General features: G+C 45.5%; 16 protein-coding genes. 9 read left to right on the top strand and 7 right to left on the bottom strand.

Translation table 11 applies throughout. The annotated features are described in order from the left end of the window. The first annotated feature begins 23 nt into the window (after positions 1-23). Positions 24-248 carry a hypothetical protein gene (locus FW774_RS04105; RefSeq protein WP_149346853.1) on the top strand — a complete coding sequence of 75 codons (225 nt, stop codon included), beginning with the start codon at positions 24-26 and terminating at the stop codon, positions 246-248. A 171-nt stretch (positions 249-419) separates the two neighbouring features. Here FW774_RS04105 and ruvX read toward each other — a convergent pair whose 3' ends face one another. Continuing rightward, positions 420-836, bottom strand: a complete 417-nt coding sequence (gene ruvX / locus FW774_RS04100; protein WP_149346852.1) for a Holliday junction resolvase RuvX — start codon at positions 834-836, stop codon at positions 420-422. A gap of 308 nt (positions 837-1,144) precedes the next feature. Here ruvX and FW774_RS04095 point away from each other — a divergent pair, with 308 nt between their 5' ends. From FW774_RS04095 to FW774_RS04075, 5 genes are all read left to right on the top strand, one after another. Further along, positions 1,145-2,059 carry an Rpn family recombination-promoting nuclease/putative transposase gene (locus FW774_RS04095; protein ID WP_242457713.1) on the top strand — a complete coding sequence of 305 codons (915 nt, stop codon included), beginning with the start codon at positions 1,145-1,147 and terminating at the stop codon, positions 2,057-2,059. Positions 2,060-2,347: 288 nt separating this feature from the next. Continuing rightward, the gene (locus FW774_RS04090) at positions 2,348-3,499 is read left to right on the top strand and encodes an ATP-binding protein (protein ID WP_149346851.1); all 1,152 of its coding nucleotides are present in this window, start codon (positions 2,348-2,350) and stop codon (positions 3,497-3,499) included. Between the two features lie 2 nt (positions 3,500-3,501). Continuing rightward, on the top strand, positions 3,502-4,821 hold the full coding sequence (locus FW774_RS04085) for a stage 0 sporulation family protein (protein WP_149346850.1): 1,320 nt from the start codon (positions 3,502-3,504) through the stop codon (positions 4,819-4,821). Further along, positions 4,814-5,284 carry a gliding motility lipoprotein GldH gene (locus FW774_RS04080; protein WP_149346849.1) on the top strand — a complete coding sequence of 157 codons (471 nt, stop codon included), beginning with the start codon at positions 4,814-4,816 and terminating at the stop codon, positions 5,282-5,284. Before FW774_RS04085 ends, FW774_RS04080 begins: the two co-directional genes overlap by 8 nt. 137 nt (positions 5,285-5,421) lie before the next feature. Continuing rightward, on the top strand, positions 5,422-6,489 hold the full coding sequence (locus tag FW774_RS04075) for a branched-chain amino acid aminotransferase (protein WP_149346848.1): 1,068 nt from the start codon (positions 5,422-5,424) through the stop codon (positions 6,487-6,489). A gap of 717 nt (positions 6,490-7,206) precedes the next feature. Here the strand turns inward: FW774_RS04075 and ahcY are convergent. Continuing rightward, on the bottom strand, positions 7,207-8,523 hold the full coding sequence (gene ahcY / locus FW774_RS04070; protein ID WP_149346847.1) for an adenosylhomocysteinase: 1,317 nt from the start codon (positions 8,521-8,523) through the stop codon (positions 7,207-7,209). Positions 8,524-8,715: 192 nt separating this feature from the next. On the opposite strand from ahcY, the gene FW774_RS04065 reads away from it, so the two are divergent. Further along, a complete protein-coding gene (locus FW774_RS04065) occupies positions 8,716-8,871 on the top strand; it encodes a DUF4160 domain-containing protein (protein ID WP_242457711.1) in 156 nt (51 codons plus the stop codon). Positions 8,872-9,099: 228 nt separating this feature from the next. After that, positions 9,100-9,522: a DUF2442 domain-containing protein gene (locus FW774_RS04055; protein WP_242457709.1), complete on the top strand. Its 423-nt coding sequence runs from the start codon at positions 9,100-9,102 to the stop codon at positions 9,520-9,522. 54 nt (positions 9,523-9,576) lie between these two features. On the opposite strand, the gene FW774_RS04050 is transcribed toward FW774_RS04055, so the two are convergent. After that, the gene (locus FW774_RS04050; RefSeq protein ID WP_149346846.1) at positions 9,577-9,981 is read right to left on the bottom strand and encodes a polymer-forming cytoskeletal protein; all 405 of its coding nucleotides are present in this window, start codon (positions 9,979-9,981) and stop codon (positions 9,577-9,579) included. Between the two features lie 82 nt (positions 9,982-10,063). Beyond that, a complete protein-coding gene (locus tag FW774_RS20785) occupies positions 10,064-10,909 on the bottom strand; it encodes a M23 family metallopeptidase (RefSeq protein WP_149346845.1) in 846 nt (281 codons plus the stop codon). Between the two features lie 179 nt (positions 10,910-11,088). Here FW774_RS20785 and FW774_RS04040 point away from each other — a divergent pair, with 179 nt between their 5' ends. Next, entirely contained in the window at positions 11,089-11,499 is a 411-nt protein-coding gene (locus FW774_RS04040; RefSeq protein ID WP_149346844.1) for a BrxA/BrxB family bacilliredoxin, read from the top strand. Between the two features lie 214 nt (positions 11,500-11,713). On the opposite strand, the gene FW774_RS04035 is transcribed toward FW774_RS04040, so the two are convergent. The 3 genes from FW774_RS04035 to ileS are packed head-to-tail and all read right to left on the bottom strand — an operon-like array spanning position 11,714 to position 16,239. After that, on the bottom strand, positions 11,714-12,364 hold the full coding sequence (locus tag FW774_RS04035; protein WP_149346843.1) for a lipoprotein signal peptidase: 651 nt from the start codon (positions 12,362-12,364) through the stop codon (positions 11,714-11,716). After that, on the bottom strand, positions 12,364-12,750 hold the full coding sequence (locus FW774_RS04030; RefSeq protein ID WP_149346842.1) for a TraR/DksA family transcriptional regulator: 387 nt from the start codon (positions 12,748-12,750) through the stop codon (positions 12,364-12,366). The genes FW774_RS04035 and FW774_RS04030 overlap by 1 nt, the downstream gene beginning before the upstream one ends. Positions 12,751-12,759: 9 nt before the next feature. After that, complete coding sequence (ileS, locus tag FW774_RS04025) at positions 12,760-16,239, bottom strand: isoleucine--tRNA ligase (protein WP_149346841.1); 3,480 nt, start codon at positions 16,237-16,239, stop codon at positions 12,760-12,762. Positions 16,240-16,606: the final 367 nt, after the last annotated feature.

The raw sequence follows: 16,606 nt of genomic DNA, 5'->3' as shown, positions 1-16,606 counted from the left end.
TGTTTTAGAAGGAGAGGTTTATCATGAAAACATTACGATTTAACTTTTGCCATCCGGTTCAGGGAAAAATCAAATTCCTGCATCCTTCAAACAAAAAGCTTAACCGGGTAAAAACATTCAATACCGGCACAGATAACCTGCTGGAGGTTTGCATGGATAAATTTAAAAAAGGCCCCTGGAAACTTTTACTGGAATGGGAGCATAACGGCATGGGATATGTACACCAAAAAGATGTTGTAGTTACCTGACTGTTTAGCCTATAACAAATGCGGTTATGTTCAAAAATACAGCTGGCCTGTTGTCTGGCCCCCCATGATATGTTCTTAATTTTTTATTAAGGAGCCAATGAACGCTTGCCGGGCTTTTGACCCTGAACCCCAAATTACCCGGGGATTTCGTTTCACTCAACTTTTGACTTTTCACTTTTGACTCATCGTGAGGTAAGTTTGTAAGATCAGCGTAGCAGAAACCTGGTCAATCAGCGCTTTGTTCTGCCGGTCAGATTTTTTCAATCCGCTTTGAGCGATGCTTGCCGAGGCCATTTTCGAGGTAAAGCGTTCATCCACCTGTGCTATCGGTATATCCGGGAAGTTCTTCTTCAGGATAGTCATAAATCCACGTATATGTTGCGCCGACTGCGATTCCGTGCCGTCCATTTGCCGGGGCATGCCTACTACAAAACATTCTACGGATTCGGTTTGCAGGTATTTTTTCAGGAAATCAATGCTGTCTTTCGGGTGTATGGTGGTAAGTGCCGTGGCGATGATCTGTAAAGGGTCTGTAACCGCAATACCCAGGCGTTTGGTTCCATAATCAAAGGCTATAATGCGAGGCATAGATAAGAATATCGGTAAAAGTACATAAGCATATTGATAATTTAAACCATTTTATCAAATAGAGCGAAGCTCCTGCTTCGTTCTGTTACCTTAAAGCCTCCGGCTTTAATAACTTCAACACAGTCAACATTTCTTATATGGCACTTTGCGCTGCAAGTAGGGCACAAGATAGGCCTTCTACGGCCCAACTGCTTAATCTTGCGCCACATTAGGGAAAACCTATAAACGTAGCAAAAAATCCGCCTAAACCGGATCGGCGTATCACAGTACTGATATTTAATTTATTACAAAATAGCTTATCTTTAATCATGGCAAAAACCGCAAGATACATGCCGCCTTTGATAGGGCGTTATATAGACCCACTCACTGATTTTGGGTTCAAGAGGATATTCGGCTCCGAGCCAAACAAAGACCTGCTCATTGCAATCCTTAACGAGTTGTTCCAGGGTCGCAAAATAATACGTGATCTGGTCTATAATCCACAGGAAAACAACGGCCCTTTAAAAGGATACCGGAAAACTATTTTCGACCTGACCTGCACAGGTGCGGACGGAGAGACCTTTATTGTTGAGGTGCAAAGAGCTGAACAAAAGTATTTTACAGATAGGGCAATATTTTATACCGCCAGCAAGCTGCATGAGCAAGGCCCAAAAGGTAGAAAAGATTGGGATTATGCGTTAAAAGAAGTGTATTTCATCGGGTTGATGGATTTTAATTTTGATAACACAGCTCCTGATAAATACCTGCACCGGGTTCGGTTGGCTGAGGAAGAAACAGGAGAGACCTTTTACCACAAGCTGGGTTTTATATTTTTAGAATTGCCAAACTTTAACCTTGAAGAAAAGGAGATACAAACAGACCTGGATCGCTGGTTCTATGTACTGCGCAATATGGGAAAATTGAAAAAAATTCCCGTAATTTTGCATAAGAAAATATTTCAGAAACTGTTCCGGATATCAGAAATATCCAATTTAAAAAAGGAGGAGTATATGCTGTACGAGAAAAGCCTTATGGACAAATGGGATACCTACTCGGTGCTAAAAACCGCTGAAGAAAGAGGTATGGAAAGAGGTATGGAAAGAGGAAAGGCTGAAGGGAAAGCCGAGGTAGTCGGCAACCTGATAACCAAACTTGGCCTTTCGGATAGCAAGGCGGCAGAAGTTGCCGAAGTACCTGTTGATTTTGTGCAGAAAGTTAGAGCCTCCCTAAAAAAGAGAAAATAGACAGCCAGGTATCCGTTAGATTCAGATAGAGCGAAGCCCCTGCTTCGTTCCGTTACCTTAAAGCCTCCGGCTTTTTAATAACTTCAACGGTTTGAAAAATGTGGAGACTGACAGCTATACAAGTTGGCCCATGTCTGTGGCCTTTTTAATTTTAACCCGAAAGGCCGGGATTTTCCCGTACAGCCTGTCCCGAGAGGAACGATTCGGGATACGGAGCCCAACTTTTCACTTTCAACTTTCCACTTTTAACTTATTGCTACTTGCCATTAATTCATTAATTTGCAAACCATGCAGTTTAGAGATATTGTTGGCCAGAACGAAGTAAAAAAACATCTGCTCAGAACCGTGCAGGAAAACCGGATAAGTCATGCCCAGCTGTTCCTGGGGCCTGAAGGCAGCGGCAGTCTGCCCATTGCCCTGGCGTATGCACAATACATCTCGTGCCAGAACCGTCAGGTCGATGACAGTTGCGGCGAATGTGCATCGTGCCGTAAATACCAGAAGCTGATCCATCCCGACCTGCATTTTTCATATCCTTTTTTCGCTAAACATAAAGAAGATACGGCGCTTACATTTCTCAATGCCTGGCGTGAGGCTTTTTTAGCTAACCCATACCTGGGCCTGGATGAATGGCGCAGCCAGCTTGACGCAGAAAACAAACAGGCCAATATCAACATAGCGGAATGTCATCAGATTATCCAGAAGCTAAGTTTAAAACCATTTGAGTCCGAGTACAAGGTGCTGATTATGTGGCTGCCGGAATACCTGGACAAAGAAGGTAACACGCTGCTGAAAATCATCGAAGAGCCGCCGCAAAAAACACTTTTCCTGCTGGTTGCTCAAAACCAGGATCAGATTCTGAATACTATTTTGTCGCGGACACAGCTGGTAAAAGTTAACCGGTTAACAGACGAGGATATTCGCGATTACCTGGTAAAGACGCATCATGTTGATGCCGGTAGAGCCATGCAGATCGCTTATTTAAGCGATGGCAACCTGCAAACCGCCCGTAACCTGTATCGCGAGGACGCCAACAATAATTTTGAGCTTTTTTCCAACTGGCTCAGGCTGTGTTTCGGTAATAAAGTATCGCAGCTTACCGATTACGTAGAAACACTGGCAAAAATGGGTCGTGAGAACCAGAAAGATTTTCTTCGTTACGGTATTCATTTCATCCGCGAATGTATTTTGATACTATCAGGAGCTGAAAAGCTGGTACGTTTACCCTCGGCCGAGCGTGAGGTTGCCATAAATTTTTCGGCCAAGGTGTTAAAGCTGAACCAGGCCGATGCTATCATCAGCGAGTTGGAAAAGGCGCATTATCATATTGAAAGAAATGCAAACCCTAAAATTTTATTTTTAGATGTATCTTTACAACTTATAAAGATATTAAAGTTTAATACGCTCCGCCAAACGGCGGACTCTATCATATTACAATAATTATGGGTTGTGGAAGTTGTTCAACAGGTGGCGGATGCGCACCTGCCGGCTGCAAAAGTAACGGCACATGCCTTACCAACGGGTGCAGCAAATTAGATGTTTACGACTGGCTGTCTGATATGGATATGCCATCCAATTATAAACCGTTTAACATTGTCGAGGTAAAGTTTAAAGGCTCACGCAAGGATTTTTACATTAACCACGAAAATATCTACCTGGAAGCCGGCGAACTGGTTGCTGTAGAAACCGCTACCGGCGGATATGACATTGGCCACGTTTCGCTAACCGGCGAACTGGTGCGGATGCAGCTGCAAAAAAAGCACCTTACCGTAGATGATGTTACCAAAAAGATATACCGGAAAGCCAATCCTGCCGATGTAGAGCGGTGGAAGGCAGCCAAAGATCTGGAATGGGAAACCATGCACCGGGCCCGTAAGCTGGCGCTGGAGCTTGGCCTGTCTATGAAGCTGAGCGATGTGGATTACCAGGGCGATAAAACCAAAGCCACGTTTTACTATACGGCCGAAGGACGTGTTGACTTTCGCGAGCTGATTAAACGGATGGCGGAAGCTTTCCGTATCCGTATTGAAATGCGGCAGATCGGAATGCGGCAGGAAGCCAGCCGCTTAGGAGGAATTGGCTCATGCGGACGTGAATTGTGCTGTTCAACCTGGTTAACCGATTTCAAAACCGTTTCTACATCGGCCGCACGTTATCAAAACTTATCACTGAATACGCTGAAGCTGGCCGGCCAATGCGGCAAGCTGAAATGCTGCCTCAATTATGAGTTGGATACCTATATGGATGCATTAAAAGACATCCCCGATAACGTTGAGCAGCTTGAAACCGAACGCGGTATAGCCCGGCTGCAAAAAACAGACATCTTTAAAAAGCTGATGTGGTTCAGTTATCCGAACGATGATACCTGGATCCCGCTGGAGATAGACCGTGTAAAGGAAATTCAGCAGCTCAATAAACAGGGCGTAAAACCCGGCGACCTGAAAGAAATTGCCGCCGAAATTGCGCCACCGGTTATTGATAAGATCCTGGATTATGAGAACGTGGTTGGCCAGGATAGCATTACCCGGCTGGACGAACGGTCGAGGAAGAAAAACCGCAACAACCGCAACCGGAATAAGAACAACGGCGAGCATAAGCAGCAAAACAATAATCGCCAGCAGCAGGGCCTGGCTAATAGCACCCCGCCAACCGCTAAAGGCAGCGAGCAAAAAGAAAGTGCTCCGCAGAACGGACAGCAGAACAGGAACAAAAATAAGCGGCGCTTTAAAGGTAACAGGCCTAAAAATTCTGATAATGGGTAAGTGGATAAGTGTTGTTGCAGGATTGCTTTTTGTTTTGGGTTTGCAGGCCTGCTCCGATACGGCAATAGTAGATGTAAATCAGCCGGTTCCTCATCGCAACTGGAGCTATATCAAAAAAATTACGGTTCCTGTAACCATAACCGATGCCGGCAAACGCTATAATATTTACATGAATTTGCGCCATACGGCCGATTATAAATATTCAAACCTGTTTGTGCTTATCCGGCAGCGTAACCCCGACGGTAAGCTGGATACCGTCCGCAAAGAATTTCAACTGGCTTATCCCGATGGTGAATGGCTGGGCAGCGGTTCGGGGAATTTATACAGTTACCAGCTTCCCGTTAAAACGGGATATAAGTTCCCCGAAAAGGGAAAATATATCTTTGAGTTAGAGCAGAATATGCGTGACAATCCGCTGAAAGAAATCAGCGACGTTGGATTAAGGGTTGAGCCGGTAGAATAAACAGGGCAGCAAGGAAACTACAAATGTCAGGTAGCGGCAATAAACCGTAGATCCTTAGGCTTTTATTTGCCAATTACATTTCAACATTGAAACAAAAAGCGTTTCTTTGTATCTATATATTCCAAACTTGAATACCCGTGACAGCGACTATTGACATCCAAATCACTAAAACAACGGCTTCAAGGTTATCAGAAACAGATTTTAATAACCTGCCGTTTGGGAAGCATTTTGCCGACCACATGTTTATTGCCGATTACGAAGGCGGCGAATGGAAAAACTTACGCATTGTGCCTTATGGCAACCTTTCTTTAAGTCCGGCAATTTCTGCCTTACATTACGGACAAACTTTTTTTGAAGGATTAAAAGCGTATAAGCACGTCAATGGAAACGTCGGTATTTTCAGGCCCTACAAAAATGCTGAGCGGGCAAATCACTCGGCACAACGGTTAAGCATGCCCGCCATTCCCGAAGATATCTTTGTGCAAAGTATTGCCGCATTGGTAGACCTTGACCGCAACTGGGTTCCTGATAAAGCAAATCATTCGCTGTATATCAGGCCATTTATGTTTGCCACCGATGCCGCCCTGGGTGTACAGCCATCATCAACGTATAAGTTTATGGTACTAACCGGCCCGGTAGGCGCTTATTTTTCTAAAAACCTGAAGGTAAAAATCGAAACAAATTATTCCCGCTCCTGCGAAGGTGGGTTCGGCTATGCCAAGGCTGCCGGTAATTATGCCGGTTCGCTGCTGCCATCTGCTGAAGCAATGAAAGAAGGCTTTGACCAGCTTATCTGGACTGATGCCAAAAATCACGAATATATCGAGGAGTTGGGTGCCGCTAATATCATGTTTATCATTAACGGCAGGCTGATCACCCCTTCAACCCGCGATACCATTTTAAAAGGCGTTACCCGCGATACTGTAATTGCGTTGGCCAAACATTGGGGCATAGAAGTTGAAGAGCGCCGCGTGGCTGTAGCTGAAATTATTCAAGCTATCAAAAACGGGCAGCTTACCGAGGCTTTTGGTGTAGGTACGGCCGCTACTATAGCGCCTATTACAGAAATTGGTCACGAAGGTCAACTATACCAGCTCAGCGACCCATCGACCCGCGAATTTTCAAACAAAACGTTAAAAACGCTGAATGATATCCGCTATGGTGTCATTCCGGATGAATTCGGCTGGAATTATATCGTTGGTTAATGTACCGATCGGCACTTCAACCAACAACGTCTTTTTTGTCCCAATCGGGACAGGCGCTTTGTAAACAGGCCGGAGTATACAGATAAGCGTGACCGTACGCCATCTTTATCGTGGGTTGCTCCTACGGAGCAAAATATCGTTTGCAGGTATTTTTACAAAGCGGTTGTGCCTACGGCACATTTTCCTGATGCTTTAATCAACGAGCTGATCGGGCGAAGCTGGAGCTTCGCCTGTAGACTCTAAAGCCTCTGGCTTATATAGAAAGATAAAAAAAGCGCTGGAACCTGCTTGCGCTCGTTTGCGAAACGAGTGCATTACTGTCCGGCGTTTGTAACGCCGCAACCACCAGGCCGGGCTTCGTATCTTCATAAAAATAATTCGGACGAAGCTGGGGTCTACCCGATCGATACTTCAAACAACATCCTTTTTGTCCCATCGGGACAGGCGCTTTGTAAACAGGCCGGAGTATACAGATAAGCGTGACCGTACGCCATCTTTATCGTGGGTTGCTCCTACGGAGCAAAATATCGTTTGCAGGTATTTTTACAAAGCGGTTGTGCCTACGGCACATTTTCCTGATGCTTTATCAACGAGCTGATCGGGCGAAGCTCCGGCTTCGCCTGTAGACTCTAAAGCCTCTGGCTTATATAGAAAGATAAAAAAAGCACTGGATCAGTACTGATCCAGCGCTTTTTTTATAACCTTTTATCGAAACTATTAATAGCGATAATGTTCCGGTTTATAGGGGCCATCTACCGGTACGCCGATATATTCGGCCTGATGCGGATCTAAAACATCCAGTTCTACACCGATCTTTTCCAGGTGTAAACGGGCAACTTTTTCGTCCAGGTGCTTGGGCAAAGTGTATACTTTATTCTCGTATTTATCCGAGTTCGTCCAAAGCTCTATTTGCGCCAGTGTCTGGTTGGTAAACGAGTTGCTCATTACAAAACTTGGGTGACCTGTAGCGCATCCTAAGTTTACTAAACGACCTTCGGCCAGCAGGATAATATCTTTACCGTCAATAGTGTATTTATCAACCTGTGGTTTGATCTCTATTTTGGTATGTCCGTAGTTGTTGTTCAGCCAGGCTACGTCAATTTCGTTATCAAAATGCCCGATGTTACATACCACGGCTTTATCCTTCATTGTTTTGAAGTGCTCGGCACGTACAATATCACAGTTACCGGTGGTGGTCACAATAATATCAGCCTCCTTTACGGCGTTGGCAAACTTTTTCACTTCGTAACCTTCCATAGCAGCCTGTAAGGCACAGATCGGGTCAATTTCGGTAACAATTACACGTACACCGGCGCTACTTAATGATTCTGCCGAACCTTTGCCCACATCGCCATACCCCGCAACAACGGCAACTTTACCAGCCAGCATTAAATCGGTAGCACGACGAATGGCATCAACCAGCGATTCGCGGCAGCCATATTTATTATCAAATTTTGATTTGGTAACCGAATCGTTGACGTTGATGGCCGGTAAATGCAAGGTTCCGTTTTTCATACGCTCGTACAAGCGATGCACGCCGGTAGTGGTTTCTTCAGATAAACCTTTAATACCTGCAATTAATTCGGGGAATTTATCAAATACCATATTGGTCAGGTCGCCGCCATCATCTAAAATCATATTTAACGGTTTCCGTTCTTCACCGAAGAACAAGGTTTGCTCGATACACCAGTCAAACTCTTCGGCGTTCATACCTTTCCAGGCATATACTGAAATACCTGCAGCAGCAATAGCAGCAGCGGCATGATCCTGGGTTGAGAAAATGTTACATGACGACCAGGTAACTTCGGCTCCCAGCTCAATCAGCGTCTCGATCAGCACTGCCGTCTGAATGGTCATGTGCAGGCAGCCTGCAATACGTGCGCCTTTAAGGGGTTTTGACGGTCCAAATTCTTTGCGTAACGACATTAAGCCGGGCATCTCGGCCTCTGCCAATTGGATCTCTTTGCGGCCCCATTCCGCCAGTGAAATGTCCTTAACTTTGTAAGGCACATAGGTTGTCTCTACTGATGACATAAATTTTTGTTTTTTAATGAGATGCAAAATTACCGCATTACCCGGTGAATAGCAAGGGCTGCCACTGTAATGACAAAAGGATTAGAAGAGAAGGGGCCGAGATCAGATAGCTACTGCATCCTTTTCCGTTGCTTTAGGCAGCAGGTGAAATAGCTACTTGAAATTTTTTGGTTATAATTTTATAACCTATATTTGTGTAGCAACAATCAAAGCAATGCCAACGGTGTTATATTTTTAGGGTTCAGATTTTATTTCTTTGCTAATGACCATGAGCCTATACACATCCACATCGACAAAGATGGTTCTCACGCTAAATTCAATTTGTTCCGGGTGCATTTCAAATTGTAGCATTACTTGCTTCGTGTGGGCGGTGGGGACACCGCCCACGGCTTCCGCCCCGGTTGGTGTCTCCACCAACCGGCGACAATTTGAAGTTGCACCCTTTGTTCCGCAATATAAAATTGGTAAGAAATTATGGCTTTAAGAAATCTGAAATAAGGATAATAGAAACCATAATAGAAGAAAATAAAGAAGTAATTGTAGAAAGGTGGGTAGAATTTTTTAACAATAAGTGATATGGAACTTACAATAGAAAACATTAAAAGAATATGGCTTACAGATGAAGCTGTATGTATAGAAACCAAAGACGGAAAAACAGGGAAAGAGTATTTTACTGATTATCCAAGTCTCAAAAATGCAACTCCCGGACAAAGAGAAAAATATATTACATCTCCATTCGGAATACATTGGCCAGATTTGGATGAAGATTTAAGCTTTGGAGGATTTTTTAGACCGAAACCTGAACCAACGGAAATAGTAAAAACGTTCAGAAAGTTGCACGAATTAAATATTTCTGCTTTTGCAAGAAGATTAGGCATATCTCAGCCATTAATGGCAGCTTATCTAAATGGAAGTAAATCACCAGGTGAAAAACGCAAAAAAGAGATAGAAAAGGAGTTACACCGTATCGGACAAGAACTTATAGAAATCTCTTTCTAAGTACCGTTAAAAGGCGGATGTTGAAGCTGGAGTTAGGTTTTTGTGATACTATATTTATACTAATGCAGCATCCTTTTCCGTTGCTTTAGGCAGCAGCTCCGGTGTATTTTTGTACGACATATTCAGCTTGCCATTATATACGGCTCCCAGTTCAACCTGTAGCTGGCGGGTAGAGATATCGCCATTTACCTTGCCGGTTTGTTTAATTTCTAATATCTGGGCACTGATATTGCCATTTACCGTACCGTAAACTATCATGTCTTTAGTAACCACGTCGCCGTTAACCGATGCCTTTTCGCCCAATATCAGCCCTTGCTCAACCGTTACGTTGCCATGCACCGTACCGTCAATACGGATAAACCCGGGCGCTTTTAATTGCCCGTCCAGAACGCAACCTTCGCTGATCAGCGAGGTTATTTTCTGTTCATCAAGATTCATTTTTCGCGATTTCTGAAACATAACGTTGTTAAGTTAAGGTTGAAGGTGAAAAGTTGAACATAGTGAAACCCCGATTGTTCGGGGTTTAAAGTTTGCCATCAGATTAATTTAACCGCAAATAGCTTATCGGGTTAACCGCTTTACCGTTTTTCCTTACCTCGTAATGCAGGTGGTTACCGGTAGAGCGACCTGTTGAGCCAATTGCCCCGATCTTATCGCCTACCTTTACTTTCTGCCCTACTTTAACATTGATTTTTGAAAGATGCCCGTATAAGGTCTCGTAATTATTGGCGTGCCGTATACGGATACAGTTCCCGTAGCCGCCCATCCAACCGGCGCTGATTACTGTTCCGTTAGCGGTGCAGGTTACCTTATCGCCACGGTGTCCCCTGAAATCAATACCCGGGTGAAACTCACCCCGGCCGGAATCGAACGGATCGCCGCGATAACCGAAGAAAGAGGTCAGATCGCTTACTTTTGGATAGCCCATTGGCGTAAACGCAACGCCGGTTAATACCCGGGCCAGGTAATCATCGTACGATGAGTATAATTCTTCCTCTGAAAGTGAGGTATCTGCGGCCACTCCACCTACCGATTTAACGGAAAATCCTTTTAATCCACGTTTAGTTAGATAGCTGTTTATTTTTTTCAGCTTCGCTTCAATGCCCTGAATATAAACCTGTGCCCTGTTCACCGTATCCGGCTCGGGTATCTGCTGCTTTAACGATAATACCTGCCGTAACAATCTTTGCCGTTCCTCTTCATGGTGCTGGTTTTGCCGGTGCAGGTAAAACACCGCACAGCTTAATGAAACAATAAGCAGTACAACAAACGCTATGTAATGCTTTAGCCGGTATATGTGTTTTGTGGGAATACGTAAAGACCGGCTTTGCTGTTGATCCCTGCTCACAATTATAACCGTGCTGATATCACGTTTACTTTTGCTCATAATAATAAGATAAGGTTTCTAAACTCAAACGGGAGTGTAAATATAATACTCCTTGCGGAATAAACAAGATATTTAGCTGATAATCTGCATAGTCAGTTAAATGTTATATTCCAGATATTAAAACAAATACTTTGGCGATTTATTATTTTTGTGCTGAAATTATTCAAAGATTTTAAATTATGTATCCGGAATATTTGGTAGAGCCCATGCGCAAGGATTTAACCGGCGCCGGTTTTGAAGAGTTAAAAACCCCTGAGGAAGTAGATGCCGCCATTAGCAGCGAGGGAACTGTATTTGTTGTAGTAAATTCTGTTTGTGGCTGTGCAGCAGCCAATGCCCGTCCGGCTGCTAAGATAGCTGCATCGCATGAGAAGCGTCCCGACAGACTGGTTACTGTATTTGCCGGTATGGAAAAAGCTGCGGTTGATAAAGCCCGTTCGTACATGCTGCCTTATCCGCCATCATCACCGTCAATGGCCCTGTTCAAAGATGGCAGGCTGGTGCACATGATCGAGCGTCACCAGATAGAAGGCCGTGGTGCACAGATGATCGCTGATAACTTAACTGCTGCTTTTGAGCAGTATTGTTAATTAAGTTGAAATGCTGTTATGCTGATCCGCCAACTGGCGGAGAAGTGAAGCATCTCTGTAAAGTGTTGAGCTATTAAACTATGCATCAGCCAGAATATGATGAGATGCTTCTCCCGAATTACTCGGGATCAGCATGAAAAAGGATTATAATACAAAACCCCGTAGCTTCAATTAACTACGGGGTTTTGTGTATATCTTCGGGTGTTAAAGCCTTTTACTCTTCTACCACCTCGCTGTTCGGGTTACTGATCTCCTTTTTTTCTTCTTTAAAATAATGTTTCTGGAAAACCAGTATCAGGATAACGCCTACCGAAATGGCCGCATCGGCAATGTTGAACACCGGCCGGAAGAATACAAAATCCTGGCCGCCCCATACGGGAACCCATTGGGGAAAAATGCCCTCGATAAGCGGAAAGTAGAACATGTCTACCACGCGTCCATGAAACAGGCTGGCATAGCCACCGCCCGGCGGAAACAGCTTTGCGGGAGCGAAATAGGTGCTTTCGCTGAATATCATCCCGTAAAAGGTTGAATCGATAATATTGCCTAAAGCGCCGGCAAAAATCAGCGATACGTTCAGGATAAGGCCACGGTGGTATTTCTTTTTGATCAGGTAAATTACGCCGTAACCAATGGCACACACGGCCGCGATACGGAACAGGGTGAGAAACAGCTTGCCGGCCTCACCGCCAAATTCCATCCCGAACGCCATCCCGTTGTTTTCGGTAAAATGGATGATAAACCACTTCCCTGCAATGTTATATTCCTGACCCAGGGTCATGTGCAGCTTGATCCAGAACTTGAGCACCTGGTCGGCCAGCAGGATCAAGAAAACAGCCAGTACCGGCTTGGTATAAGCTTTCATCAGGACTGCTTCAGTTTAGCTTCCATACTCAGCGTAGTGTGCGGCACGGCACGCAGGCGTTCCTTCTGGATGAGTTTACCGGTTTCGCGGCAAATGCCATACGTTTTATTTTCAATGCGCACCAAAGCGGCTTCGAGGTTTTCAATAAACTTTTTCTGACGGGCAGCCAACTGGTTGGTTTGCTCTTTTTCGAGCGTTGCCGAACCATCTTCCAGCGTTTTATAGGTTCCGGCGGTATCGTCGGTGCCGTTGGAGTTAGGGCTGCTGAGCGCTTGTGTTAACGAGGCCAGCTCTTCGCGGGCACTGCGTAATTTATCGAGGATGATCTCTTTGAACTCCTGTAATTCCGCATCAGAATAACGGGTCTTTTCGTTAGTATTTTCCATTTTACGATATTATGCTTTAGTTATCACTATTTTCAATTCGGTTTCGTCTACTTCTACCGTTTGGCCTCCGGACAGATCGTTGTTAAATGCTAACGACTGTGCCAGAATTTCGGCGCAAATATAAGATAAATTATTTTCCACAGATTCAGCTATCAACGGGCTGCCTGAGAGTTGTACGTTAATCTTATCAGTAACCTCTAAACCCATTTCCTTGCGTAATGTTTGAATACGGTTTACAACTTCGCGGGAAATGCCTTCCTGCTTGAGCTCCGGTGTTACGGTTACATCGAGCGCAACGGTCAGGCGGCCTAACGAAGCAACCTGCCAGCCAGGTACATCTTCGGCAATGATTTCCACGTCGGTATCCAGAATGGTGTACGATACCTCCTGTCCGCTATGCTGTACGGTAATTTGCAGCTGCCCATCAGCTTCAATACGGCTGATGTCCTGCTGACCGAACGCGGTTATGGCGGCGGCAACGGCTTTCATATCTTTTCCTACCTTGGCTCCCAGGGCCTTAAAGTTGGGCTTTACCTTCTTCTTGATGATTCCGGCCGTATCGGTAATGTATTCAATGGTTTTGATGTTGGTTTCGGAGAGTATCAGGTCTTTTACCGTTTCTACCTGCTGCTGAAACGATGCGTCCAATACCGGAAGCAGGATCTTATTCAGCGGCTGCCTTACATTGAGCCCGGTTTTTTTCCGCAGGGACAATACCAGCGATGAAATATCCTGGGCCAAAGCCATCCGTTCTTCCAATACTTTATCTACCAGTTGCGGCTGATAGGCGGGAAAATCGGCTAAATGCACAGATTCAACCTGCTCTTTGCCGGTAGCGGCATTTAAATCAAGGAACAGACGTTCGCTGAAGAACGGCGCCACCGGCGACATCAGCTTGGCTACCGTAACCAGGCAGGTGTACAGCGTTTGGTAAGCCGAAATTTTGTCTTCAGTATAATCGCCTTTCCAGAAACGGCGACGGCACAGGCGTACATACCAGTTGCTCAGATGCTCATCCACAAAGTTTTGTATGGCCCTCGTAGCTTTGGTGGGCTCAAAGTCGGCGTAATATCCGTCTACCTCTTTGCTTAAAGAATTGAGCAGCGAGATGATCCAGCGGTCAATTTCGGGACGGCTGGCGATGGCAATTTCGGGCTCGGCATACGAGAATTTATCGATGTTGGCATACAGTGCAAAAAATGCGTAGGTGTTATACAACGTACCGAAGAACTTACGCCGCACTTCGTCCAGACCTTCGATGTTGAATTTCAGGTTGTCCCAGGGCGCCGCGTTGCTGATCATGTACCAGCGGGTGGCATCGGCGCTGTATTGCTCGATGGTCTCGAACGGGTCGACGGCATTGCCCAGGCGTTTGGACATTTTGTTGCCGTTTTTATCGAGCACCAGCCCGTTTGATACCACGTTTTTAAACGCGATGCCGGCATTGCCTACCTGTTGGTTAACGGCTTTAATGTCGTCGCTGGCTTCGCTCAGCATAACGGCTATGGCGTGAAGCGTGAAAAACCAGCCTCGTGTCTGGTCAACCCCTTCGGCAATGAAATCGGCCGGGTAAGCGTGTGCAAATTCGTCTTTATTCTCGAACGGGAAATGCCACTGGGCATACGGCATAGAGCCGGAATCAAACCATACATCGATGAGGTCGGGTTCGCGGAACATTTTTTTGCCTGCCGGCGATACCAGGGTAATGTCATCTACATACGGGCGGTGTAAGTCGAACGTGTCGCTGCCCAACGATTCGGCGAACGCCCGGTTTTTTTCTTTCTCGGCCTCGCTCAGCGAATTGCCTGCCAGCGATTTTTCCAGTCCGGCTTTGAGCTCCTGAATGGAACCGATGCAGATTTCTTCGGAACCGTCTTCGGTACGCCAGATGGGTAGCGGTGTGCCCCAGTACCGGGAACGTGACAGGTTCCAGTCCACCAGGTTCTCCAGCCAGTTGCCAAAGCGGCCTGTTCCGGTGGCTTCGGGTTTCCAGTTAATGGTTTTGTTAAGCTCAACCAGCTTGTCTTTTACTGCCGTTGTGCGGATGAACCAGCTATCTAAGGGATAGTAAAGTACCGGTTTATCGGTGCGCCAGCAGTGCGGATAGCTGTGCACGTATTTTTCAACTTTAAAGGCTTTATTTTCTTCTTTCAGCCGGATGGCGATTTCTACGTCTACCGATTTTTCGGGTGCATCCTGGGCATAGTATTCGTTTTTAACATACTTGCCGCCCAGACCACCGCCTAAGGACGCGATGAATTTTCCCTGCAGATCAACCAGGGGAACCGGGTTGCCCTGCTCATCCAGTACCAGCATGGGCGGTACTTCCGGTTTCGCGGCTTTTGCTACACGGGCGTCGTCGGCGCCAAAGGTGGGTGCCGTGTGCACGATACCGGTACCGTCTTCGGTGGTAACAAAATCGCCGGCAATTACCCTGAACGCGTTTTCGGGGTTTTGATAGGGTAATGCCAGCGGCAGCAACTGCTCATATTTTATGCCAACTAAATCTTCGCCTTTACATTCTGCTAAGATTTGATAAGGAAGCCCCCCAGCCCCCGAGGGGGGAGTTTTAAAATCTTCGTCGTTATCCGTTTGTTTAAACTTTTTATCGAAGATTTTGCCAACTAAATTTTTTGCCAATACTACATTAATTGGCTCAAAAGTATATTGGTTAAAAGTTTTTACCAATACATAATCTATTTTGGGGCCAACGGTTAATGCGGTATTGCTCGGAAGTGTCCACGGGGTGGTTGTCCATGCCAGGAAAAAAGCCTCCCCCGACCCCTCCAAAGGAGGCGAGTTAAAAGCCTTCAATATGGAATTTTCAGTTCCCCCTTTGGGGGTTAGGAGGCTTTTAAACTGTGCCACAATGGTGGTGTCGCTTACATCGCGGTAGGTTCCCGGCTGGTTCAGCTCGTGCGAGCTTAAGCCGGTTCCGGCAGCGGGCGAATAGGGCTGTATGGTGTAGCCTTTATACAGGAAACCTTTGTTATACAGTTGTTTTAATATCCACCAGAGGCTTTCTATGTAATTGTTTTCGTAGGTAATATAGGGATGATCGAGGTCTACCCAATAGCCCATTTTCTCGGTCAGGTCGTTCCACACGTCGGTGTATTTCATAACCTCTTTGCGGCAGGCGGCGTTGTATGCCTCTACCGAGATCTTTTTACCGATATCGTCTTTGGTGATGCCTAATGTTTTTTCTACCGCAAGCTCAATGGGCAAACCGTGGGTATCCCAGCCTCCTTTGCGCTTTACGCGATAGCCTTTCAGGGTTTTGTAACGGCAAAAAATATCTTTAATAGTCCGTGCCATGACGTGGTGAATGCCGGGCATTCCGTTAGCCGATGGCGGACCTTCGTAAAAGGTGTATGGCTTTGACTCAGGACGGTTTGTAATACTTTTTTCGAAAATCCTGTTCGATTTCCAGTAATTAAGTATTTCTTTTCCTGTTTGCGATAAATTAAGTTGCTTATATTCTTTGTACATCAGCGCTTTAAACCAAAAATTTTTGAGGCTGCAAAGTTAGCAATTTTAAGGTAATAAAGGTAGAGGGGGGATAATGGACAGTGGAGAGTGGAGAGTGGAGAATGGACAATGGACAATGGATAATGGATAATGGATAATGGAGAATGGACAATGGATAATGGATAATGGATAATGGAGAGTGGACAGTGGAGAGTGGACAGTGGACGGCTGATAATGGATAATGGAGAGTGGACAGTGGACAGTGGAATAGATGGGTTCATGGTTAATAGTCTGCCTGCGCCTGTTTGCAAACGGGCACATCAATATATGGTGTTAAATGACCCGGCCAAACTAAAGCCCGTAGCAATGAATAGGGTAACATGGTTTC

This window comes from Pedobacter sp. BS3, from assembly GCF_008274585.1.
Taxonomy (GTDB): Bacteria; Bacteroidota; Bacteroidia; order Sphingobacteriales; family Sphingobacteriaceae; genus Hufsiella_A.
The sequence above is the reverse complement of the archived record's forward strand: the minus strand, read 5'-3'. Positions and strand labels throughout refer to the sequence as shown.